This window comes from Pseudoalteromonas sp. NZS127_1, assembly GCF_015864295.1.
Lineage (GTDB): Bacteria > Pseudomonadota > Gammaproteobacteria > Enterobacterales > Alteromonadaceae > Pseudoalteromonas > Pseudoalteromonas arctica.
On the sequence record NZ_JADYXO010000006.1, the window covers coordinates 42,606 to 65,548 of the forward strand.

General features: G+C 38.6%; 19 protein-coding genes. 8 read left to right on the forward strand and 11 right to left on the reverse strand.

All coding sequences use genetic code 11. From position 1 onward, the window contains the following. Window position 1: 1 nt before the first annotated feature. Together I6F50_RS07515 and I6F50_RS07520 are read right to left on the reverse strand one after the other, a co-directional pair. The gene (locus tag I6F50_RS07515) at window positions 2-1,417 is read right to left on the reverse strand and encodes an ATP-binding protein (RefSeq protein ID WP_197175849.1); all 1,416 of its coding nucleotides are present in this window, start codon (window positions 1,415-1,417) and stop codon (window positions 2-4) included. Then, window positions 1,395-2,084 carry a response regulator gene (locus tag I6F50_RS07520; RefSeq protein ID WP_101163286.1) on the reverse strand — a complete coding sequence of 230 codons (690 nt, stop codon included), beginning with the start codon at window positions 2,082-2,084 and terminating at the stop codon, window positions 1,395-1,397. Before I6F50_RS07520 ends, I6F50_RS07515 begins: the two co-directional genes overlap by 23 nt. Window positions 2,085-2,249: 165 nt before the next feature. Here I6F50_RS07520 and I6F50_RS07525 point away from each other — a divergent pair, with 165 nt between their 5' ends. After that, window positions 2,250-2,741, forward strand: coding sequence for a Spy/CpxP family protein refolding chaperone (locus I6F50_RS07525; RefSeq protein ID WP_197175850.1), 492 nt, complete (start codon window positions 2,250-2,252; stop codon window positions 2,739-2,741). Window positions 2,742-2,816: 75 nt separating this feature from the next. Here I6F50_RS07525 and yacG read toward each other — a convergent pair whose 3' ends face one another. The 8 genes from yacG to nadC all read right to left on the reverse strand — a co-directional run bounded on the left by yacG (window position 2,817) and on the right by nadC (window position 11,463). After that, the gene (gene yacG, locus I6F50_RS07530; protein ID WP_076925028.1) at window positions 2,817-3,047 is read right to left on the reverse strand and encodes a DNA gyrase inhibitor YacG; all 231 of its coding nucleotides are present in this window, start codon (window positions 3,045-3,047) and stop codon (window positions 2,817-2,819) included. A 59-nt stretch (window positions 3,048-3,106) separates the two neighbouring features. Continuing rightward, a complete protein-coding gene (gene pilB, locus I6F50_RS07535; protein ID WP_197175851.1) occupies window positions 3,107-4,783 on the reverse strand; it encodes a type IV-A pilus assembly ATPase PilB in 1,677 nt (558 codons plus the stop codon). A 126-nt stretch (window positions 4,784-4,909) separates the two neighbouring features. After that, window positions 4,910-5,551, reverse strand: coding sequence for a dephospho-CoA kinase (gene coaE, locus I6F50_RS07540; RefSeq protein ID WP_197175852.1), 642 nt, complete (start codon window positions 5,549-5,551; stop codon window positions 4,910-4,912). 1 nt (window position 5,552) lies between these two features. Then, window positions 5,553-6,446, reverse strand: a complete 894-nt coding sequence (locus I6F50_RS07545; RefSeq protein ID WP_197175853.1) for an A24 family peptidase — start codon at window positions 6,444-6,446, stop codon at window positions 5,553-5,555. A gap of 536 nt (window positions 6,447-6,982) precedes the next feature. Further along, window positions 6,983-8,212, reverse strand: a complete 1,230-nt coding sequence (locus tag I6F50_RS07550) for a type II secretion system F family protein (protein ID WP_197140895.1) — start codon at window positions 8,210-8,212, stop codon at window positions 6,983-6,985. An 86-nt stretch (window positions 8,213-8,298) separates the two neighbouring features. After that, entirely contained in the window at window positions 8,299-9,495 is a 1,197-nt protein-coding gene (locus tag I6F50_RS07555; RefSeq protein WP_331458718.1) for an O-antigen ligase family protein, read from the reverse strand. A gap of 210 nt (window positions 9,496-9,705) precedes the next feature. Next, entirely contained in the window at window positions 9,706-10,128 is a 423-nt protein-coding gene (locus tag I6F50_RS07560) for a pilin (protein ID WP_197140887.1), read from the reverse strand. 483 nt (window positions 10,129-10,611) lie between these two features. Continuing rightward, window positions 10,612-11,463, reverse strand: a complete 852-nt coding sequence (nadC, locus tag I6F50_RS07565; RefSeq protein WP_197118238.1) for a carboxylating nicotinate-nucleotide diphosphorylase — start codon at window positions 11,461-11,463, stop codon at window positions 10,612-10,614. Between the two features lie 421 nt (window positions 11,464-11,884). Here nadC and ampD point away from each other — a divergent pair, with 421 nt between their 5' ends. The 7 genes from ampD to I6F50_RS07600 all read left to right on the forward strand — a co-directional run bounded on the left by ampD (window position 11,885) and on the right by I6F50_RS07600 (window position 21,697). Further along, the gene (ampD, locus tag I6F50_RS07570) at window positions 11,885-12,439 is read left to right on the forward strand and encodes a 1,6-anhydro-N-acetylmuramyl-L-alanine amidase AmpD (RefSeq protein ID WP_007586132.1); all 555 of its coding nucleotides are present in this window, start codon (window positions 11,885-11,887) and stop codon (window positions 12,437-12,439) included. A 13-nt stretch (window positions 12,440-12,452) separates the two neighbouring features. Further along, entirely contained in the window at window positions 12,453-13,304 is an 852-nt protein-coding gene (gene ampE, locus I6F50_RS07575) for a beta-lactamase regulator AmpE (RefSeq protein WP_197119682.1), read from the forward strand. A gap of 352 nt (window positions 13,305-13,656) precedes the next feature. Further along, window positions 13,657-14,406 carry a pyruvate dehydrogenase complex transcriptional repressor PdhR gene (pdhR, locus tag I6F50_RS07580; RefSeq protein WP_007586129.1) on the forward strand — a complete coding sequence of 250 codons (750 nt, stop codon included), beginning with the start codon at window positions 13,657-13,659 and terminating at the stop codon, window positions 14,404-14,406. A gap of 90 nt (window positions 14,407-14,496) precedes the next feature. Beyond that, the gene (gene aceE, locus I6F50_RS07585) at window positions 14,497-17,163 is read left to right on the forward strand and encodes a pyruvate dehydrogenase (acetyl-transferring), homodimeric type (RefSeq protein WP_010553346.1); all 2,667 of its coding nucleotides are present in this window, start codon (window positions 14,497-14,499) and stop codon (window positions 17,161-17,163) included. Between the two features lie 10 nt (window positions 17,164-17,173). Beyond that, window positions 17,174-19,093 carry a pyruvate dehydrogenase complex dihydrolipoyllysine-residue acetyltransferase gene (gene aceF, locus I6F50_RS07590; RefSeq protein ID WP_197175854.1) on the forward strand — a complete coding sequence of 640 codons (1,920 nt, stop codon included), beginning with the start codon at window positions 17,174-17,176 and terminating at the stop codon, window positions 19,091-19,093. A 175-nt stretch (window positions 19,094-19,268) separates the two neighbouring features. After that, complete coding sequence (lpdA, locus tag I6F50_RS07595; RefSeq protein WP_007586124.1) at window positions 19,269-20,693, forward strand: dihydrolipoyl dehydrogenase; 1,425 nt, start codon at window positions 19,269-19,271, stop codon at window positions 20,691-20,693. 323 nt (window positions 20,694-21,016) lie between these two features. Continuing rightward, window positions 21,017-21,697 (forward strand): tRNA-uridine aminocarboxypropyltransferase, encoded by a 681-nt coding sequence (locus tag I6F50_RS07600; RefSeq protein WP_165742233.1) that lies wholly within the window; start codon window positions 21,017-21,019, stop codon window positions 21,695-21,697. Between the two features lie 10 nt (window positions 21,698-21,707). On the opposite strand, the gene I6F50_RS07605 is transcribed toward I6F50_RS07600, so the two are convergent. Beyond that, complete coding sequence (locus tag I6F50_RS07605; RefSeq protein ID WP_165727149.1) at window positions 21,708-22,223, reverse strand: hypothetical protein; 516 nt, start codon at window positions 22,221-22,223, stop codon at window positions 21,708-21,710. Between the last annotated feature and the right edge of the window lie 720 nt (window positions 22,224-22,943).

The window sequence follows — 22,943 nt, forward strand, 5'->3', positions numbered from 1 at the left end:
TTTACTCTTTTATTAATGGCAGCGTGATATTAGCACAAAGTCCACCCTCTGTTTTATTAGATAACACTAATTCACCGCCATGCGCAGTAATAGCATTTTTAGCAATCGCGAGCCCTAAACCCGTGCCACCACTTACGCGGTCGCGCGCATCAGATTGTCTAAAAAAGGGTTCGCAAAGCTTACTCAGTTGATCATCTGGCACACCAGAGCCATCGTCACATATTTCTATATAAATAGCATCAGCATGCTTTAGAGTAATGCTAATCGTATTATTTGCGTATTTGATAGCGTTGCGAAGTAGGTTTTCGAGTGCACTGGCAATAAGGCTTTCATCACAATCAATATTTACGTCTACAGCGCCCACTATATTTAGCTGCTTATTATTTTGTTTTGCTTCAAACTGCGCATCGTTAATAACGTGATCTACAATTATTTGTAGTGATTGTTTTTGTAGTGAAAGCGCTTGGCTTTTTGCCTCTAAGCGAGACACTTGCAGCACGTCGGCAATCATTTTATCAAGCTGATTTGCTTCTTTTTCTATGCGCAATAAATACGATTGGCTGGCATCGTTAGCTTGCATTTGTGCAAGGCCGGTAGCCATTTTTAAACGTGTAAGAGGCGAGCGTAACTCATGCGATATATCGGCTAATAAGCGTTTTTGTGAACTAATTAAAAGCTCTAACTGATTAGCCATGCTGTTAAAATCTCGCCCTAGTATTCCTAGCTCATCTTTTCGGTTTACAGAAATATCGGCTCTTGCACTTAAGTTACCTGCAGATAATTTAATAGCGGCTTTTTTAAGACTATTTATAGGAGCTATTAAGTTACGGCTAAATACAAAGCTTAAAATAAGAGAGGCAACAATTGCGATGACTATTTTCATCCAATTAGGCATAAGCTTAAAGCGCATTATTAGCGGTGGTTGATGGTTAATATCTATTTCATAAAGATAAAAACTCCCTTCAGGCACGTTTATATTAACAGGGCCAAAGGCTTGGTATTTTTCAGTAAAAATAATCTGTGGTGACATATTTTGAGTGAAGTTTAATAAACTTAAATCGATGCTCTCTGGCACCTCTTTACTACTAAGAGAGTCCTCGCTTTGAGCTGCGCTTAAGTATAAAAGTTTACGCTTTGATAGGCGAGGGTGTACTAATACTTCGCTTAGGCTGCGCTTATGTTTAATAGCAGTGCGCTCAATACTTTTGGCGGTGTATATTAGGTTTTTTTTCATCGGGCCATAAAGTGGCTCGTTAGATACCGCATTAATAGCGGTTATATTACTTAAAAATATAAGTGCTGCTACGGTGCCGATTATAGTTAACCAAAACCAAATAAATACTTTAAAAAACAGGTAGTGCCCAGGGTGTTTTAACCAAGTAAAGTAAGTGCTTTTATTCGCCTTGGATAAAGACATAACCCGTACCTCGCATTGTTTTAATTCGCTCACCTGAAATATGCTCGGCTATTTTTTTACGGATATTACTTACATGCATATCGATAGAGCGATCAAAAGAAGCTAAACGCCTGCCTAGTACTTCTTCGCTAATTTGCTCTTTACTAACCACTTCGCCTGCATTTTTACACAATAGCGTGAGTATTTCGTACTCTGTACCGGTAAGGGTTAGTGTAGAGCCGTCGATTGAGGCCTCTCGCGCTGCAAGGTTAACAGTAATACCATTAACGAGTAACTTACTCGTTGTGGCTGCATTTAAGCTATTAATGTGCTCAATACGGCGTGTTATTGCTTTTACGCGGGCTAGTAATTCACGATGATTAAAAGGCTTTGGAATGTAATCATCAGCGCCTAGCTCTAGGCCAAAAATACGGTCAAAGTCTTCACCTTTTGCAGTAAGCATTATTACCGGTGTGAGTTTTGTTTGCCTAAGTTGTTTAAGCACTTCAAAACCATCAAGCGTTGGTAACATTACATCTAGCAATATAAGGGCGTAGTCATTTGCTTGTGCTAGTTTAAGGCCTTGCTCACCGTCGTGTACGCTTTGTATTTCAAACCCTTGGGCAGTTAAATATTCACTTAATAGCTCACAAAGGCCCGTATCGTCATCAATCATTAATAGTTTCATTTACAAACCCTTAGAGTTGTTTATAGCGTTATTTTACCCGCTAAATAGTGCAAAGGTGAATCTTTACACAACCTTTACACTGCTTTGCGTTACTTTGCGTTGAGTTAGGTATAGTTAACTCACTGGCTTAGCAGCCACAACCAACCCAATATTAAGGTAATGATTATGACTAAATTAAACACACTTTCAAAATTAGTACTTATCTGTGGCTTAGCAACAGCAACTCTTGGTGCTGGTAGCGTATTAGCTAAAGGCGACGGGCATAAGCAAGGCCATTCTCAAGCTCGTTTTTTACTTTCTGATCGCGGCGTTGAAAAATTAAACCTAACAGATGAGCAGCAAACTAAGCTAAAGGCTATTTTTGAAGCGCAAAAAACACAAATGAAAGCATTACGTGGCGACAATAAAGAAGCCCGTAAAGCGATGCGTGAAGCGCATAAAGCAAAAATGGATACATTACTTTCGGCGGCAACATTTGACGAAAATGCAGCAAAAGAATTGTTAAACGAACGCCATGAAAAAGGTGAGCAATTCGGTTTAATTAAACTTAAAACTCAGCACCAAGTAATGCAAGTACTTAATGCGGAGCAAAAAGAGAAATTTTCTAAAATGCAAAAGCGTATGGGCAAAAAGAAACAGCGCAAGCAAAAAGACTAATCGTTTAATTATAGGTTAAATACTAAAAAACCAGCGTAATGCTGGTTTTTGTATTTAGGCCATAATGTAGATAAATTACTTAAAAAAGTCATCTTCATTTTTAGCCAGCATAGCTTCAATATCTTCGATCATGTCTTGGCTAAACTCTTCAGCTGAGGTGATTGGCGCAGAAATTTTATTATTTTCAAACGACCATTCACCTAAATCAATTAGCTGACAGCGCTTTGAGCAAAAAGGGCGAAATGGGCTTTGCTCTGACCATTCAACTTTAGTTTTGCAGGTCGGGCAGTTTACAACAGTAGGCATAATTTACTCTCTACAATTTTTCTTTATAGCTCCAAGGACAATAGCTCAGAGCCATATACTTACATATTAGTGACACGGTTTATTTCAGCGAGTGACGTTAAACCATCGGCGGCTTTGCGTAAACCCGATAGGCGTAAATTATTAAATCCCGCTTTAAGAGATACGTCTGCTATTTCAAGCGAGTTACCACCGCGCATAATAATTTGAGCAATTTCAGGGGTAATTTGCATTACTTCGTAAATACCCACACGACCTTTGTAACCATCGGTACAGCTATCGCATCCTTTAGGAGTATACAACGTCATTTCTTCAACTTGTTTGGCGCTAAATCCTTGGCGGGTTAGTTCCTCACTTGGAAGTTGTTCTGGCGTTTTACATTTAGGGCATAAACGACGTGCTAAACGCTGGGCTATAATTAAGCTTATTGAGCTTGCTACGTTATAAGCGGGTACACCCATATTTAATAAACGGGTGATTGTTTCCGGCGCTGAGTTTGTATGCAATGTTGATAAAACCAAGTGACCTGTTTGCGCTGCTTTTATTGATATTTCTGCGGTTTCTAGATCACGTATTTCACCTACCATAACTACATCAGGATCTTGACGTAAAAAAGCACGCAGTGCGTTGGCAAAAGTCATATCGGCTTTAATATTAATTTGTACTTGGTTTACACCTTCAAGGTTAATCTCAACCGGATCCTCCGCAGTACTAATATTGCGCTCTGGCTGGTTTAATATATTTAAACCTGTGTATAGCGATACTGTTTTACCAGAACCCGTTGGCCCTGTTACAAGTATCATCCCTTGAGGCTGGGCAAGTGCATCCATATAGAGCTTTTTCTGCTCAGGCTCATAGCCTAATACATCAATGCCTAACATAGCGCTTGATGAATCAAGGATACGCATTACTATTTTTTCGCCCCACAAGGTAGGCATGGTACTTACACGAAAGTCGATACTTTTGCGTTCAGTGATTTTTAGTTTTATACGACCATCTTGTGGTTTGCGTTTTTCGGCAATATCGAGTCTCGACATTACTTTAATACGCGCAGAAAGCTTGGTTGCTAATGTATTAGGTGGGCTTGCAACTTCATGCAAAATGCCATCAATACGAAAGCGAATACGGTACTTGTGCTCATACGGTTCAAAGTGTAAATCAGAGGCGCCTTTTTTAATGGCATCCATTAAAATTTTGTTGATGTATACGATGATAGGCGCATCATCTTTATCGTCATCTTGTGGTGCTGTATCTCTTTGGCTTTCTGAATCTAAATCAGCAAATTCCTGAAACTCGTCATCAGTTAGATTTAAGCTGCCAGTGGCATCTAGTAATTGCTCGATTTTGGTATCGAGTTGAATATAATCAACAACAACAATTTCGCATGAAAGACCGGTACTAAACTCAAAGTTTTCGAATGCGCCGTAATCTGTTGGGTCTGATGCTGCTATATAAACTTTTCGATCTTTTTGAACAAGTGGCAAAATGTGATGTTTACGTATAAGTTTTTCTTTTACGAGATCGGCTGGGATTCTTGTAGGATCAAAGTCTTTTAAATCAAAATAAGGTACGCGAAACAAATCAATACATTGTTCAGCTAAATCTTTACTATCGATTTTTCCACATTTAGAAATAAGCTCAGCTGTTGAGGCAAATTCATTTTGTTTGTTTTTAACCGTGTCGGCATCAATGCGGCCAAGGGTTATAAATTTTCTCAATAACGGTGAGTTAATATTCATTGCGCACCTGTTTTATTCCTTCAATAGTAAGCAATTTATCAGAAAAAAGAAGGTGATTACATCACCTTTCATTCTTTGTTGTGATTTTACTAACTAAAATACGAGTTTGTGTGAGTTAGGACAGTGTTAATGTGAGTTAGTTTTGTTGTGTAATGCATATTGTAGGTACTTTTTATGAAGATCAACAAGTTCTATATGCACTAGGTTTAAACTACGGTCGTTATTTAAAATATCATCTGCTTTTTGTTGTTTATCGGCACGTGACATTTGCGAGGCAATAATACTTTTAACTTGCTCACTACTTGTGTTGTCACGTTTTACTGTACGCGCTATTTGTACTGAGGTTGGTACGTCAATAAGTAAGGTATGGTCGCAATATTTATCAAGGTTATTTTCAAACAATAAAGGCGCTACTAAAACAACATAAGGGCTAGTTGCATTATTTAAATCGTTTAGTATTTTTATCCGTATAAGAGGGTGTATCAACGCATTAAGCCATTCTTTATAATTGTTGTTAGTAAATATTTTTGCGCGAAGCTTTGCTCTATTTAATGTGCCATCAGGCAATAAAATATGTTCACCAAAGTGGGCTGTAATCGCTTTTAGCCCTTTGCTATTAGGGAGTACTACTTCACGCGCAATTATATCGGCATCAACTATTGTAATACCAAGTTCTTCAAACATATTGCTTACGGCTGTTTTACCACAGCCAATACCACCTGTTAAACCTAATACCCAGCTATTTACTTTAGTTATTTGTTCACTCATTTTAATAACCAATTAAATTAAAATAAGCGCCTTGAATTTGGTTGCCCCAAAGCATTGTGATCCAGCCAGCTATAGCTAGATAAGGCCCAAAAGGGATAGGGGTCGCTTTGTCTTTACCTTGTATGCTCAACAGCGCAATACCTATAATGGCACCCACTACGCTCGAAAGCAGAATAATAGTAAGTAATGACTGCCAGCCAAGTAAAGCACCAAATACAGCGAGTAGTTTAAAGTCGCCATAACCCATGCCTTCTTTACCGGTTAATAACTTAAATAGCCAAAACACACTCCATAAGCTTAAATAACCGCAAGCAGCACCAATAATGGCATCAGTAGGCGTAATTGTGTAACCCAATACCGAGGCAATAAGTGCAAGCCATACAAGCGGTAATGTAAGTTGATCTGGCAGTAACATGTGATCAATATCAATAAAAGTTAGCGCTACTAAAATCCATGTTACAAAAATATATAAAAGGGCTTGCTCGGTCGCACCAAAGCTATAAGCAACAACTAAACTTAATAGGGCAGTAATTGCCTCTACAGCAGGGTAGCGAGCAGAAATAGGGTTACTGCAACTTGCGCATTTACCTTTAAGTATTAACCAACTAATAATAGGAATATTCTGCCAAGGCTTTATGGCTGTTTTACATTTAGGGCAGGTAGAATTGGGTTTTACTAAGTTAAAAGGCTCGCTGGTGTTGGCTTGTTTAGATTTATTAGCTGTAAGTTCATCTTCTAACAGTAATCTGCATTCACTTTGCCACTCACGTTGCATCATTAACGGTAAGCGATAAATAACGACATTTAAAAAGCTACCAACACATAAACTAATTAAGCCAACTGTGGTTAAATAAAACCACAATTGGCTTTGCATTACTTCTATAATACTTTGCATTTGTTTACCTAAAACTAAAATTTTTTAATAATACCAATTAACAGCGCGATGTAAAATCGTAATTAAAAACGCGATATAAAATCGCGACTACGCGGTTTATGCCACAACACCGTAGCAGCGGGTTTACCCCGCGACTGTTACTATTGCTGCGCGATATCAAATCGTAATTAAAAACGCGACTACGCGGTTTATGCCACGGCACTGTAGCAGCGGGCTTACCCGCGACTGTTGCTATTACCCCGAGATTGTTACCATTATTGCGCGATGTAAAGCCGTAATTAAAAACGCGATGTAAAATCGCGACTACGTGGTTAATGCCACGGCACCGTAGCAGCGGGTTTATCCCGCGACTGTTACTATTGCTGCGCGATTTGAAATCGTAATTAAAAACGACTACGGGGTTTATGCCACGGCACCGTAGCAGCGGGTTTACCCGCGACTGTTGCTATTACCCCGCGATTGTTACAATTATTGCGCGATATAAAATCGCGACTACGTGTGTTTTTAAATAGGTATTTATATTTTTCTCAATGGTATTAAATAACTGAGCCCAATTGGAAAATAGGTAAGTACATAGCAACAATCAAGCCACCAACAAGTACACCGAGTACAGCCATAATAAGTGGCTCAAGCAAGCTCGATAGGCCATCAACTGCATCATCAACTTCTTGCTCGTAAATAGTTGCTACTTTTGCGAGCATGCCATCTAGTGAGCCAGACTCCTCACCAATTGCGACCATTTGTATTACCATATCAGGGAATATTTTTGAGTTACGCATTGCCCAGTTCATTTGATTACCAGAGCTAACCTCTGCTTTTATATCTAAAATAGCATAACGGTAAACAGCATTACCTGAAGCGCCTGCAGCAGAATCAAGCGCATCTACAAGTGGCACACCCGCAGCAAACGTGGTCGAAAGAGTACGTGCATAGCGAGCAACGGCTGCCTTATTTAAAATCATGCCAATAACAGGGAGTTTAAGTATAGTTCTGTCGGTAGCATCCCGGAGCTTTAAACTTCGTAGTTTTGCTTCTTTAAATGCGTATCCAAAAGCAAACATTCCAATAAGAATCATCCACCAATACGCTTGCATAAAGTCAGATATACCAATTACAAATAAAGTAAATGCAGGAAGTTCAGCACCAAAACCTGCAAAAATATCTTGGAATTGGGGTACTACAAATATTAATAATATGGAGGTAACAATACCTGCAATAACTAATACCGAAATAGGGTAAAACATTGCTTTTTTAATTTTTGACTTTAATGCTTCAGACTTTTCTTTATAAATAGCGACACGATCAAATATTCTATCAAGCGCACCTGATTGTTCGCCCGATGCTACTAGGTCGCAATATAAATCATCAAAATAGCGAGGGTGTTTTCTAAGCGCTGTAGATAATGGCTGACCCGCTTTTACTTCATCTGCAATAGTTTCCATTAGTTTACCGATGCTTTTATTAGTCGAACCGGTGCCAATCATTTCAATTGATTGTATTAGCGGAACGCCCGCCATCAACATAGTTGCTATTTGGCGAGTAACGAGAGCGATATCTTTTGGCGTTATTTTTTGAACACTTTGAATGCCAAATAATGGTTTTGCTTTACGCTTTACTTTTGAAGGTGTTATACCTTGTTTACGAAGTTGGGCTTTTACTAATGCAATACTATTACCTGTAAGCTCGCCTTCAAGTTTTTTCCCTCGTGCACTTACACCGACCCACTGAAAAGTATCGAGGCCTTTATCTTGTTGTTTTTTTGCCATTAAGAGTACCCAGCTGAATTTGGTTTAAACTTCATTATTACAAGCATAACTTAAACTAATGATTCTTGGTAGAAAAGTTGGACGCTTTAAAATCGTTGCCCAACGGACCAAAATCTAGGCCCGTAAATGTAGCCCTTATCAGGGTCAATATTATTATAAATACTTATCGCTTTTTGTAAGTAAAGGTACCATGCAAAAATAAATAAAATGGCTATTAAAGCTTTTAAGTATTTATTTATGGGAATGCTTTGGATACTTTTTTTATTGATTCTACCAAGTAGCAACCCCCACATTATAAATAAGAGTGTTTGCGAAACCGGCATTACATGCACACCAGAAAATAGTGAGTATGTAATTCCTATAGCAAAAGAATAAAAGAGGCTTTCAGTAATGATGTCTTTTTTATGCTTTTTTAAATGTGTTATCGCTTTTTTAAATGTTGTAAAAACAGCGGTTAAAATACATATAAGGGCGATAAGACCCCATTCATTTAAAATTTCAATTAATGAATTGTGGGGGTGACTAAAAGGGGCTGAACTCCCAAGTGACATTTCAAACACTCCAGGACCATTGCCTACAAATAAATGCTTTAAAGATAGGCTTGAAAGAGTATTAAACCATAAATCAATACGGCCCGAGGTGGATGTGCGTAGTATTTCAGTACCTCCTCTATTTAATGAATCCAAAACATAAAAAGTAATACAACTTAAAACAAAGCAGAGTAACCCGATAAAAACTTGTTTTTTTAATGTGGTTTTTAAAGCAAGAGCAAAAATAGAGAAAGCTAAAAATGAGAGTAAAGCCCCACGAGCTTGGCCAATAAATATAAGTAATAAGTTTAAAAACAAAATAATAAATACAACACGCTGAATGCTTTTAAACTTTAGGAGTAGCACCAAAAAGGGAAGAATAAACACCTGTACTTGGTTAAAAAAACGAATGTTAATAAAACCGGAGTAGATTATGTAGGGGTTTAAGGGCTGTTGTTCAGATAGCGTAAAAATTATATTAAGTAGGCATATTAAAATGAGGCCTGTATGAGTTATCAGTAATGCATAAATAATAAATAAAATAGATTTTTTATTATTTATAGTACCTACATAACACATAGTTAAAATAAGTAGACTTATATGAAATGTGTAAAGTAAGCTAAAGCTTTGCTCCGCACTCATTAATGCAGATAAATAACCACAAAAGATAAAAACCGAAAATAATATTCCATTTTTTTTGTTTAGTGCCAGCTTAAAAGTAGGCTCTTTATTACTTAAAAAAGCAGTAAGCACTAGAAGGCTCGTGAAAAGTAAAAAAGCTATTTGGATGATACGTTGGTGATTATGGTAATCGTAGGAAAATATGGGTATTAAAGGTATTAGCGTACACAGAAAAAACAAGCTGATAAGCGATGATTTTATTATATTTACTATATTCATGAATGCTGATTCTTACGCATTAAAAAAGCGCCAAATTAGGCGCTTTTAGTAATCAAAAAATGATTAAGATTGTGGGCAACTTTTAGGTGCTAGATCTTTATTTGTTGCAGCAATACCACTGGTTGCACATGTCCAAGTACCTTCAGTACTTCTACTCCAAGTCAAAACAGCAGTTGAGATTTGTGTTGGTGCATTTGCTATAGTACAAACAATCGTCGTAGCTGTTGTAGTAATAGCACAGTTTTTAGTTGATGCACTTAAACCTATATCAGCAACCGGAGGAGCAGTTGCAAGTCCATTGTTTTTTGCTATTTCAAAACCAGTTCTACCAGCTGATATTTCAGCTAAACCAGCAGTTAGTTTAGATGTTGCTTGGTAGTTTGAATACGCAGGCAATGCGATTGCAGCAAGAATACCGATGATTGCTACTACAATCATTAATTCAATTAGGGTGAAACCCTGTTGTTTTTGAGTCATTGTTTTCATGTTTCCTCTCCTAAAGGATAGATTTTTGTAACTTAAATCACTTAAGCGGCAAAATGCCTCACTTAATTTAACCGATTTACTTTACAGTTTTACTTAAAATTAATTTTATTACACTTTAGCTTTAGAGTATGAAACACAAAAGCCGTATGTGAATTCATTATGTTTAGTACTAGCTATAAAAGTTTACTAAGAGCACTACATGTTGTAGCAACAAATAGTATAGGCATAAAGTAAGTAGTTTAGTTGCTTTAGTTTTTAATTATGTCTTTAAAAACTAAAGGTACTAGTTATTTATGACTACCTTTTAAAATAAAATAGTACAACAGAATTAGTCTACCATTTTATTTTAGTATTTAGCACGTATCTTCTTATAAAAAAGCGATTTTATTTAACAAAATGTTACAAAGTAAGCCTTTCGGGTTATTTAATGCTTTTTTACTTAACTTGTCAATCGATTAGCGGTATTAATTGGCAGTTGTTGCTTTAAAATTGTTCAAAACGCATCGATAAATCGATTGATTGTAAGTTTTTTGTTAACGCCCCGCTGGATATAAAATCGACGCCGGCTTGTGAATAAGTTTTGAGTGTTTCGAGGGTCATATTGCCTGAAACCTCTAGTTTTGCGCGTTTGTTGGTTAAAATTACAGCTTGCTTAATTTGCTCTACGCTAAAGTTGTCTAGCATAATTATGTCGGCGCCAGCTTCAATTGCTTGCTTAAGTTCAGGGAGTGATTCGACTTCGACTTCGACTGGTTTGTTTGGGTGGTTTTGTTTAGCTTGAGCTACGGCTTTGTTTATTGTGCCACAAGCCGCTATATGATTTTCTTTAATTAAAAAAGCGTCAAATAACCCAATGCGATGATTTGCACCCCCACCACATTTTACTGCGTATTTTTGAAGAGCGCGCAGACCGGGTATTGTTTTGCGTGTGTCGAGTAGTTGCGTAGTTGTACCGCTTAGCTCTTTTACATAATGCGCTGTAGTAGTTGCAGTGCCTGATAAAGTTTGTACAAAGTTAAGTGCAGTACGTTCGGCGGTTAATATTGAACGAGCCGAGCCAATAGCGGTAAATAATGTACTGTTTGCTTTAACTGCGTCGCCATCATTTATAAGTACATTAACCTTAACGCTTGGGTCTACTTGTTTGAATACTTCAAGGATGATGTCTTTTCCGCAAAAAATGCAATCTTCGCGAGTGATTACTTTGGCGTTGGCTTGCTCGCTCTGAGGGATAAGCTGCGCGGTAATATCTCCGTCTTGAGCTGTTTGATAATTTAAATCTTCGTCGAGTGCAAGAGTGACAAGTTGGCTAACTAAAGAGTGCGGGATAGACATAATAAAAGCTCATAAGCGTTAATAAATTAAGCAAATTTTACTATGTTTATAAAAGAAAGAGAAGCGATTGCCTTTTCATCAATATAAAGATAAGCGCTTGAAGTAAATTCGTACCTACGTGCGGGTTTGAATTATCTGTAGGTGAGGTTTTATACCTCGCTTTTAATTTCAACAGTTACGTTACATGAGCGGATGTAAATTCGCACCTAGGTATGGGTTTGAATTATCTGTAGGTGAGGTTTTATATCTCGCTTTTAATTTCAAAAGTTATGTTACATGAGCGGATGTAAATTAGCACCTACGTATGGGTTTGAATTATTTGTAGGTGAGGTTTTATACCTCGCTTGTTACTATCATTTTTTTAATAAATCCATTAGCATCAGTGCTATGTATATCTTGATATTTATATAATAAACGTATCATGAAAATAGATTTAGACGGTGTTTTAAGTACGGTAGCGCAGCGGCCTTGTTCGCATTTTGATGAGCGCCCTGATGAGGCTGATATTTCTTTATTGGTGATTCACAATATATCATTGCCAGCAGGGCAGTTTGGTACACCTTTCGTTGATGAGTTATTTATGGGGTGCATTGATTGCAATGCTCATCCGAGTTTTAGTGACTTAAAGAATTTACGTGTATCGGCCCATTGCTTTATAAAGCGCACCGGTGAGGTTATACAATATGTGCCTTTTGAAAAGCGCGCTTGGCATGCAGGGCAATCCGAGTTTGAGGGGGTACCTGCTTGTAATAACTTTAGCATTGGCATTGAGCTTGAAGGTACCGACACCGCTCCATATTCTTTAGCACAGTACAAAACATTAACTATTATTAGTAAATCTATAATGCAACGCTATCCAAAAATTACCCCTTCGCGTATTGTTGGGCATTGCGATATTGCCCCTGGGCGTAAAACAGATCCTGGCAGTAGCTTTAATTGGCCATTGTTTTTTAATATGCTTGAACAACTAAGTTAAGAGAGTTATTCCCATGATTTTAGTTTCTATAATAATTGCATTAATACTAGAGCGCTTAGGCGCTCGTTCTAATTACTGGCAGATAAGTTATTACGCTAATGGTTATTTAAATCGCTCTAATAAATTACTTGGTGATAAGGGCTTATTTAGCTCAGCACCGGGCTTTTTAATTTGGCTTTTACTTCCAGTGATTGCGATGGCACTAATTTATTGTTTATCTGATTTTGTTTTGTGGCAGTTGGGCATTAATATCGCGGTGCTTTTGGTTTGCTTTGGTTGTGCTAAGCAGCGTGCTTTATATAAGTCGTATTTAAATGCGTTAACGCGAGATGACGGTACTGCTGCATCTTTATATGCGTTGCAAATAGGTCAAAAGCGTACTGATGATCAAAATGGTGGCGAAACCTTTGGGCAAACATTGGCGTGGGTAAACTTTAGATTTTACTGTGCGGTTATTTTTTGGTTCGTTGTTTTAGGCGCGCCAGGTGCGGTTTTATATGCACTGGTACGTACTTTAGCTGATTTAGTACGAGAAGATCATAAAGTAATATTTGCTAAGCGTTTTAAACTTATACATAAATTATTGTTTTGGCTCGACTGGTTACCTGCACGTATTACCAGCTTTGGTTATTTAGTAATAGGTAACTTTAATAAAGGCACAAGCTGTTGGCTACGTTACGTACTTAACTTTAAATCTCCAAACCGAGAAGTAGTAACATGTACAGCGCTGGCTGCAGAGCAAGTTGAAAAGCGTTATTATGGCTGTACCTACGAAGCCACTTGTATGATTAAGCTTGTTAAGCGCAATGTATTATTTTACTTAGTACTTATAGCACTACTTACATTATTTGGTGGACTGTCTTAAGTTAATACCTTTTTAATAAAGTACCTTATGCAATGTAAGGTGCTTTAATCTCTTCCTGCAATTTTTAAACACAATAAAATAGAGCTAATATTCTAATTCCTTCTGGTCAGACCAATTGTTTTCATCCTATTAACGTTATAACAATTTTTGTAAATTGCGCATTGTTTAATCTTCGTTCAAAATGCGTTACGCTACTTTAATTGCTCAAGTTACCTGTAAATTGACAGCTAATAAGGTTTTTGATACCGTATTGAAAATTTTTGGTATGACCAATTTACCTTTTGGGTAAATCATACTACTCAAAGCCCCGCTTTATGGGCTCTTGGTATTTATACAACGCGGACGTTGATTCATGTCTTTAAAGATCAAAGCAGCAAAGTTATCTGATGTTATTTTACAGCAACTCGAGAACATGATTCTTGAAGGCTCGTTAGCACCAGGTGAAAAGTTGCCACCAGAGCGTGAACTAGCAAAGCAATTTGAAGTGTCTCGCCCGTCACTGCGTGAGGCAATTCAAAAATTAGAAGCGAAAGGTTTAGTTACGCGTCGCCAGGGTGGCGGCACGTTTGTAAAAAATCAGCTCGAAGAAGGGCTTACTGATCCACTTTTTGATTTGATTAGTAAACACCCTGAGTCGCAGTTTGATTTACTTGAATTTCGTCATGCATTAGAAGGGATTGCTGCTTACTACGCGGCACTGCGCGGGACCAGCAACGATTTTAGCAAAGTGAAAGAAAGCTTTGATAAAATTGCCCTAGTTAATGATGATTTACAGCAAAAAGCAAAAGCAATTAATGCATTTCACTTTAGCGTGGCAGAAGCTTCGCATAATGTGGTGTTACTGCATTTAGTAAGAGGCATGAAAGCGCTGCTTGAGCAAAATGTATTGCAAAATTTAACTGTTTTATTAAAAAAGTCAGATATTAGCAGTCAGTTAGCCCAGCATAGGCGTTTATTAATGGATGCCGTTATTGACGGTAATCCAGAACAAGCCCGTTTAGCAAGTAATGCGCACTTAGCATTTATAGAAGAAGCACTACTTGAAGCAGGCAAAGAACATTCGCGAATTGAACGTAGTTTAAGACGCACTAAACAAAATTAAGTTAGTACATAACTACTTTGAACACACAAATTAAGTAGCTGTGATATTAAATTAACAATATTCGTATTTTAAACATAAGGAAACCTCCATATGTCTGAAGTCAATAAAATTGACGTAGACGCGCTAGAAACACAAGAGTGGTTACAAGCTCTTGAATCAGTTGTGCGCGAAGAAGGTGTTGAACGAGCTCAGTTTTTACTTGAGCAAGTATTAGAGCAAGCCCGTTTAGACGGCGTTGATATGCCAACGGGTATTACCACGAACTACGTTAATACTATTCCTGTAGATCAAGAACCTGCTTACCCGGGTGATGTAAATCTTGAGCGTCGTATTCGTTCAATTATACGTTGGAACGCGATTATGATCGTTCTACGTGCATCTAAAAAAGATCTCGACTTAGGCGGCCATATGGCGTCTTACCAATCATCTGCTGCATTTTATGAAGTGTGTTTTAACCACTTTTTTAAAGCACCAAATGATGTAGACGGTGGTGACTTAGTTTATTACCAAGGTCATATTTCTCCTGGTATTTATGCACGTGCATTTGTTGAAGGTCGTTTATCGGCTGCACAACTAGATAACTTCCGCCAAGAAGTTGATGGCGAAGGCTTACCATCGTACCCACACCCTAAGTTAATGCCTGAATTTTGGCAGTTCCCTACGGTATCAATGGGCTTAGGTCCTATTTCGTCTATTTACCAAGCACGCTTCTTAAAATACTTAGATGGTCGTGGCTTAAAAGATACTAAAAACCAACGTGTATACGCGTTTTTAGGTGACGGTGAAATGGATGAGCCAGAATCACGCGGTGCCATTTCTTTTGCTGCACGTGAAAAACTAGATAATCTTTGTTACTTAGTTAACTGTAACTTACAGCGTTTAGACGGCCCAGTTATGGGTAACGGTAAAATTATTCAAGAGCTAGAAGGCTTGTTTAAAGGCGCTGGCTGGAACGTAATTAAACTAGTGTGGGGCAGCGGTTGGGATATTCTTCTAGCTAAAGACACAACGGGTAAATTACTACAGTTAATGAACGAAACTGTTGATGGCGATTACCAAACGTATAAAGCTAAAGATGGTGCGTACGTACGTGAAAACTTCTTTGGTCGTTACCCAGAAACAGCAGCACTTGTTGCTGACATGACAGATGACGAAATTTTCGCGCTTAAGCGTGGTGGTCATGAGTCATCAAAATTATTTGCTGCATTTAAAAAAGCAGAAGACACTAAAGGCCGTCCAACTGTAATTCTTGCTAAAACTGTAAAAGGTTACGGCATGGGTGAAGCAGCTGAAGGTAAAAACATTGCGCACCAAGTGAAAAAAATGGACATGTCGCATGTTGCGCATTTACGTTCACGCCTTGGTCTTGATGATTTAGTATCTGAAGAGCAACTTGCAGAACTACCTTATTTAGAGCTTGAAGAAGGTTCACCTGAGTATAAATATCTACATGCTCGTCGTGATGAACTTAAAGGTTATACACCTAAGCGTATTCCACGTTTTAGTGAAAAACTTACGTTGCCAGAAGTAGACGCGTTTAAGCCGCTACTTGAAGAACAAAAACGTGATATTTCAACCACTATGGGTTTTGTTCGTGCACTTAATATCTTATTAAAAGATAAAGGCATTGGTAAAAACATCGTACCAATTATTGCCGATGAAGCGCGTACATTTGGTATGGAAGGTTTATTCCGTCAAATCGGTATTTACAATCCGCATGGCCAAAACTATACGCCACAGGATCGTGATATTGTTTCTTACTACAAAGAAACTGTATCAGGGCAAGTGCTTCAAGAAGGTATTAATGAGTTAGGTGCAATGTCGTCATGGGTTGCTGCTGCAACTTCATATAGCACTAACGATTTACCAATGATCCCGTTCTACATTTACTACTCTATGTTTGGTTTCCAACGCGTTGGCGACATGGCATGGATGGCGGGCGATCAACAAGCACGTGGTTTCTTATTAGGTGCTACTGCGGGTCGTACAACGCTAAATGGTGAAGGCTTGCAACACGAAGATGGTCACAGTCATATTCTTGCTAATACGGTTCCTAACTGTATTTCATATGACCCAACTTACGCGTTTGAAGTTGCTGTTATTGTACAAGACGGTATTCGTCGTATGTACGGTGATGACCAAGAAAATATATACTACTACCTAACGCTTATGAACGAAAACTACCATCAGCCAGCTATGCCAGAAGGCGCTGAAGAAGGTATTCGTAAGGGTATTTACAAGCTTGAAAGTTACGAAGGTAAAAAAGCCAACGTACAGCTATTAAGCTCAGGTACTATTATGACTGAAGTGCGTAAAGCCGCTACGATTCTAAGCGAAGAGTATGGCATTGCGTCTGACGTGTTCTCTGTAACGTCTTTCAACGAATTAACGCGTGAAGGTCAAGATGTTGAACGTTTCAATATGCTTAACCCTGAAGGCGAGCAAAAAACAGCATTCATCACAAGCGTATTAAACGACTCTGTGACTGTTGCAGCAACGGATTACATGAAAAACTACGCAGAACAAGCGCGTTCATTCATTCCAAGCAGCAACTACAAAGTGTTAGGTACAGATGGTTACGGTCGTTCTGATAGCCGTGAAAACCTACGTCGTCACTTTGAAGTTAACGCGGGCTACGTTGTTGTTGCTACGTTATCTGAACTTGCTAAACGCGGTGAAGTTGAGAAGTCAGTAGTTGTTGAAGCACTTAAAAAGTTCAACATCGACACTAACAAACTTAACCCACTGTACGCATAAGAGGTTTGCAATGAGTATTGAAATTAAAGTACCAGATATTGGTGACGATGAAGTAGAAGTAACCGAAATATTAGTAAGCGTTGGCGACAAAGTAGATGTGGACCAATCATTATTAAATGTTGAAGGCGACAAAGCATCAATGGAAATACCGGCTTCGCAAGCGGGTACAGTCAAAGAAATTAAAGTAAACGTTGGCGACACCGTTACAACAGGCTCTTTAGTATTTTTGTTTGAAGGCGAGAGTGAAAGCACTGGTGAAGAAAAAGCATCAGCCGCTGCTCCAGCTAAATCTGAAGAGGCAGCACCTGCTGCTTCTACAGGTTCTTCAACTAAAGAAGTAACCGTACCAGATATTGGCGATGATGAAGTTGAAGTAACTGAAATCATGGTTGCTGTTGGCGACACCGTTGAAGAAGAGCAATCTATCTTAAACGTGGAAGGCGACAAGGCAGCAATGGAAGTTCCCGCTCCATTTGCCGGTATAGTTAAAGAAATTAAAGTCGCCGCTGGCGATACAGTTAAAACAGGCTCATTAGTGTTTGTTTTTGAAGTAGCAGGAAGTGAATCTGCAGCACCGGCTAAAGAGTCGGCTCCTGTAGAAGCGCCAGCAGCTAGCTCAACAGCAAACGCAGCACCAAGTACTAAAGAAGTAAATGTACCTGATATTGGTGGCGATGAAGTTGAAGTAACTGAAATTATGGTTGCAGTTGGCGATACGGTTGAAGAAGATCAATCAATCTTAAACGTTGAAGGCGACAAAGCTGCAATGGAAGTACCCGCTCCATTTGCCGGTACAGTTAAAGAAATTAAAGTAGCCGCTGGCGATAAAGTATCGACTGGCTCATTAATTTTTGTATTTGAAGTTGCAGGCAGCGCGCCAGTAGCAGCACCTGCACCAGCTGAAAAATCAGCACCTGCAGCTGCGGCTAAAACTGAGTCGGCACCGGCTCAAGCGGCACCAGCAAAAGCAAGTAATGAAAGCTTCACAGAAAACAGCGCGTATGCTCATGCATCACCTGTTGTTCGCCGTTTAGCGCGTGAGTTTGGTATTAACCTAGCTAACGTAAAAGGCACTGGTCGCAAAGCCCGTATAGTTAAAGAAGACGTGCAAAACTATGTTAAAAACTTAGTTAAGCAAGTTGAGTCGGGTCAATTGTCAGCAGGTAGTAATGCTGGTGGCAGCGAGCTTGGTCTTATTCCATGGCCTAAAGTAGATTTTGCTAAGTTTGGCGAAATTGAAGAGCAAAAGCTGTCTCGTATTCAAAAGCTATCAGGCAAAAACTTACACCGTAACTGGGTGCAAATCCCACATGTTACACAGTTTGACGAAGCTGATATCACAAGCCTTGAAGTATTCCGTAAAGAGCAAAATGTGCTTAGCGAGAAGAAAAAGCTGGGTGTTAAAATTACGCCACTTGTGTTTGTAATGAAAGCAGCTGCAAAAGCACTTGCTGAATTTCCAAAATTCAACTCATCGCTTTCTGCCGACGGCGAAAGCTTAATCCTTAAAAAGTACATTAACATTGGTGTTGCAGTTGATACGCCAAACGGTTTAGTTGTACCAGTGTTTAAAGATGTTGATAAAAAAGGCATTATTGAACTATCACGCGAATTAATGGAAGTATCTGTTAAAGCACGTGACGGGAAGCTTACATCGTCTGATATGCAAGGTGGTTGTTTTACTATTTCTAGCCTTGGCGGTATTGGCGGTACGGCATTTACGCCGATTGTTAATGCACCAGAAGTGGCTATTTTAGGTGTGTCTAAATCTGAAATGAAACCTAAATGGAATGGCAAAGAGTTTGAACCAAAACTAATGGTTCCGCTGTCTATGTCATACGACCATAGGGTTATTGACGGAGCCTTAGCTGCACGCTTTACTGTGACTCTTGCAAGTTACATGAGCGATATTCGCCAATTGGTGATGTAATCGCTGGACAATGAATAGAATCAAATCCCAGCCAGTTGTTTTTAGCTGGGATTTTTACCATTTGCAATGATACAATCTTTGCACAAATTTGTGATCTGCTCTCACTTTCTGCCTTGCAGAAACATGGCAGTTAAACTTTAGGGCAGTGTCCCGTTCAAACAATTAAGGTAATAGCATGAGCAACGAATTAAAAACTCAAGTTGTTGTACTAGGCGGTGGTCCTGGTGGTTACTCTGCGGCATTCCGCGCTGCTGACTTGGGCTTAGAAGTTACATTGGTAGAATCTCGTGAAACATTAGGCGGCGTATGTCTTAATGTTGGTTGTATTCCTTCAAAAGCACTTTTACACGTAGCTAAAGTGATTGATGATGCAGCTGAAATGTCATCTCATGGTGTTACTTTTGGCGCACCAAAGATCGATCTTGACCAAGTTCGTACTTGGAAAGATTCTGTAGTTGGCCAGTTAACTGGTGGACTAGAGGGCATGGCTAAAATGCGTAAAGTGAAAGTTGTATCTGGTTACGGCAAATTCACTGGCAGCAATACTTTAGTAGTTGAAGGCGAGAAAGACTCTACAACTATCACGTTTGATAACGCGATTATTGCAGCAGGTTCTAAACCAGTTAACTTACCTTTCATCCCACAAGATGACCGTGTAATTGATTCAACTGGCGCGCTAGAGCTTAAAGATGTACCAGAAAAACTACTTGTACTTGGTGGTGGTATTATCGGTCTTGAAATGGGTACGGTTTACCGTGCACTAGGTTCTGCAATTGATGTTGTAGAATTTGCTGACCAATTAGTTCCAGCAGCTGATAAAGACATTATCAAAATTTACCAAAAATACGTAAGCAAAAAATTCAACGTAATGCTTTCAACTAAAGTTGTTGGTGTTGAAGCTAAAAAAGATGGCTTATACGTAACGTTTGAAGGTAAAAACGCACCAGCAGAACCTGTACGTTACGACAAAGTGCTTGTTGCAGTTGGCCGTACTCCAAACGGTAACTTACTTGATGCTGAAAAAGCGGGCGTAAACGTTGATGAGCGTGGCTTTATTAATGTTGATAAGCAATTACGTACTAACGTAAGCCATATTTTTGCAATTGGTGACTTAGTTGGCCAGCCTATGCTTGCGCATAAAGCGGTTCATGAAGGTCATGTTGCTGCAGAAGTTATTTCTGGTCAGAAGCATTTCTTCGACCCTAAATGTATTCCTTCGATTGCGTATACTGACCCAGAAATCGCTTGGGTAGGTGTTACTGAGAAAGAAGCAAAAGAGCAAGGCCTAAAAATTGAAACTGCGGTATTCCCTTGGGCAGCATCTGGTCGTGCTATTGCATCATCTCGTACTGAAGGTTCTACTAAACTTATTTTTGATAAAGAAAGTGGCCGTATAATCGGTGGTGCTATGATCGGTATTAACGCGGGCGAAATGCTTGGCGAAATCGGTTTAGGTATTGAAATGGGTGCTGATGGTGAAGACTTAGCGCTTACTATTCATGCTCACCCTACATTGAATGAATCAATCGGCCTTGCAGCTGAAATTTTTGAAGGTTCGATCACTGACTTACCAAACAAAAAAGCAGTTAAAAAGAAGTAATTTAACTTTTTAGCATTTGTTTGAAAAACCCAACTTCGGTTGGGTTTTTTATGTCTGGTTTTTAATTTAAGAGATGTTGAATTAATTCAATGATACCAATCTGCTTATATATGGGGTCTATTTAACGTTAAGAAAATTACGCTAGAACTAGGCAAAAGTTTTTGTATCTAGTTGTTCTAAATAAAAAATTTTTAACGACGTTATAGTGCAATTTAATTCGTTAAATTGATCAAAGATTTATGCAGGTTGGTATGACTATAAATATAAGATTAAATAGCGATAAGTCGTTACAATGCGCGCTTAATTAATTGAAGGTAAATACAGTGAAAAACTCAGTTTTAGCATTACGCGCTCAACAAATAAGTGAATCCCGTCGAGAGTTTAATGCTCGAGGCGGTAAATTAGATCGCTGTGAGCAATGCTTAATAGCTAAGCACTACTGTATTTGTAAAGGTGTTGAGCATGCAGATTGTAAAGCAGCTGTGTGCTTATTAATGTATCACAATGAAAGTTTTAAACCTTCTAATACTGGGCGCTTAATTGCTGAAATAGTGCCAGATAACCACGCATTTAGATGGGATAGAACAGACCCTAACCCCGCTCTTTTAGCTTTAATAAATGATTCACAATATCAGCCAATGGTAGTATTCCCTGCTGAAGATGTAGAAGAGGGCAGGGCCATTACCGAAATAAGTATTGAAGAGGGTAAAAAACCGCTATTTATATTTTTAGATGGTACCTGGCGTGAAGCTAAAAAAATGATTCGCAAAAGCCCATACTTAGATAACTTGCCTGTACTTTCTGTTACTGCTGATAAACTATCTGATTACCGATTACGTGTTGCCCCTCATGCGCATCAACTAGGCACTGCTGAAGTGGCTATTATGGTGCTAGCGCTTGCGGGAGAAATGGATGCATCTTCTAAATTAGAACAGCATTTTATTAAGTTTCGTGATGCGTATTTGCTTGGTAAGCGCAATAAAGGCCGACCGCTAGAAGAGTAGTTTTACGCAGTTAAGCGAAAGCTTGCTGCTCTTTTAAGTGAGCAAGTGCTTTATTTTGAATTGCTCTGAAGCCTTCTTCAGATGTTAATTGTAAAACCGTATTATATAATTGGCTTACGCTATTGTGAGCCTGAATAAACGAGGTGCAGTCCTCACCAATCATATCCTTAGCCTCTTCGACTCGCTTTAAAAAGTAACAGCTAATATCGGTTTTTCCTTTAAAGTGAGTAGTCGCAATAGCGTTAGATATTCTATTAAGCTGATAACTAAATTCATCAGGTCGAGAACCCTCACCCCATTTACTAATAGAAATATCGCTTTCTAACTGGATAATTACGTTAAGTATGTTTTTAAACTCACTCATTGGCATATTTAAAAAGTTATAACCTTTGGGGCTAAATAAAGCTTTATACGGATTTTCGTTGGGAGTTTGGGCACTAAAAACGCCAATTGGTTTTGCTGTACTTGCGTCTGATACTTTACATAAAAAGGTATTGCTTTGCGGCGTTTTAAAATTCATATCCATTGAGTATTTATGATCCTTGCGTTACTTAGTTATCGGCGCAATTAATGAAAAACTTAGCGAAATTTAAAATATTAATAAAGTATTTGAAGGTATTAATATTGATTAGCTGGGATGCAGTATTACCCTGCAAAAGTTAGTGGTAGTTGCTTAGAGCTTTACTAAACCCAAATTTTAGGCAAAGAAAAGCGCGCTCTATCTCTAGGCGCGCTTGCGGAATCTTCTAATTTTCTGCATCCTGCAATTGAACTTAATCAACTCCAATTTTTACTAATCCATGTTTATTACTATATTACTTTTTAGTTCTATGTAATGTAGACCATCCGGGCCTGTATCCTTAAATTCCTAAACATCCTGTAGGGTAAATACTATTACCAAATCCTTAATTACACTTCCTAGTATATCCCTATTTTAACCAATCCATTGTGTTGCCTTAAAGGCCTGTCCATTTATTCCTTTAAACAACTTAGCCGTGTTGTTATCCTTTTCGCATCTTCCTGACGCTGTCCTTTTTACAACATTGCGTTATGATACTCATCCTGAGCCTGTCCTAAAATCCGTGTTGTCCTGGTAACCTAATCATTGGTTGGTTGAGTAAGCAGTCCATTTCCTTTTACTCAATAAGCGTCATTGCTTGGTTGATGCGTAAATTATAGTGCAATAGAGCAACTAAAATAGGGATAAAACTACATTCAATTAGTATTTATGCAACAGTAATAATGT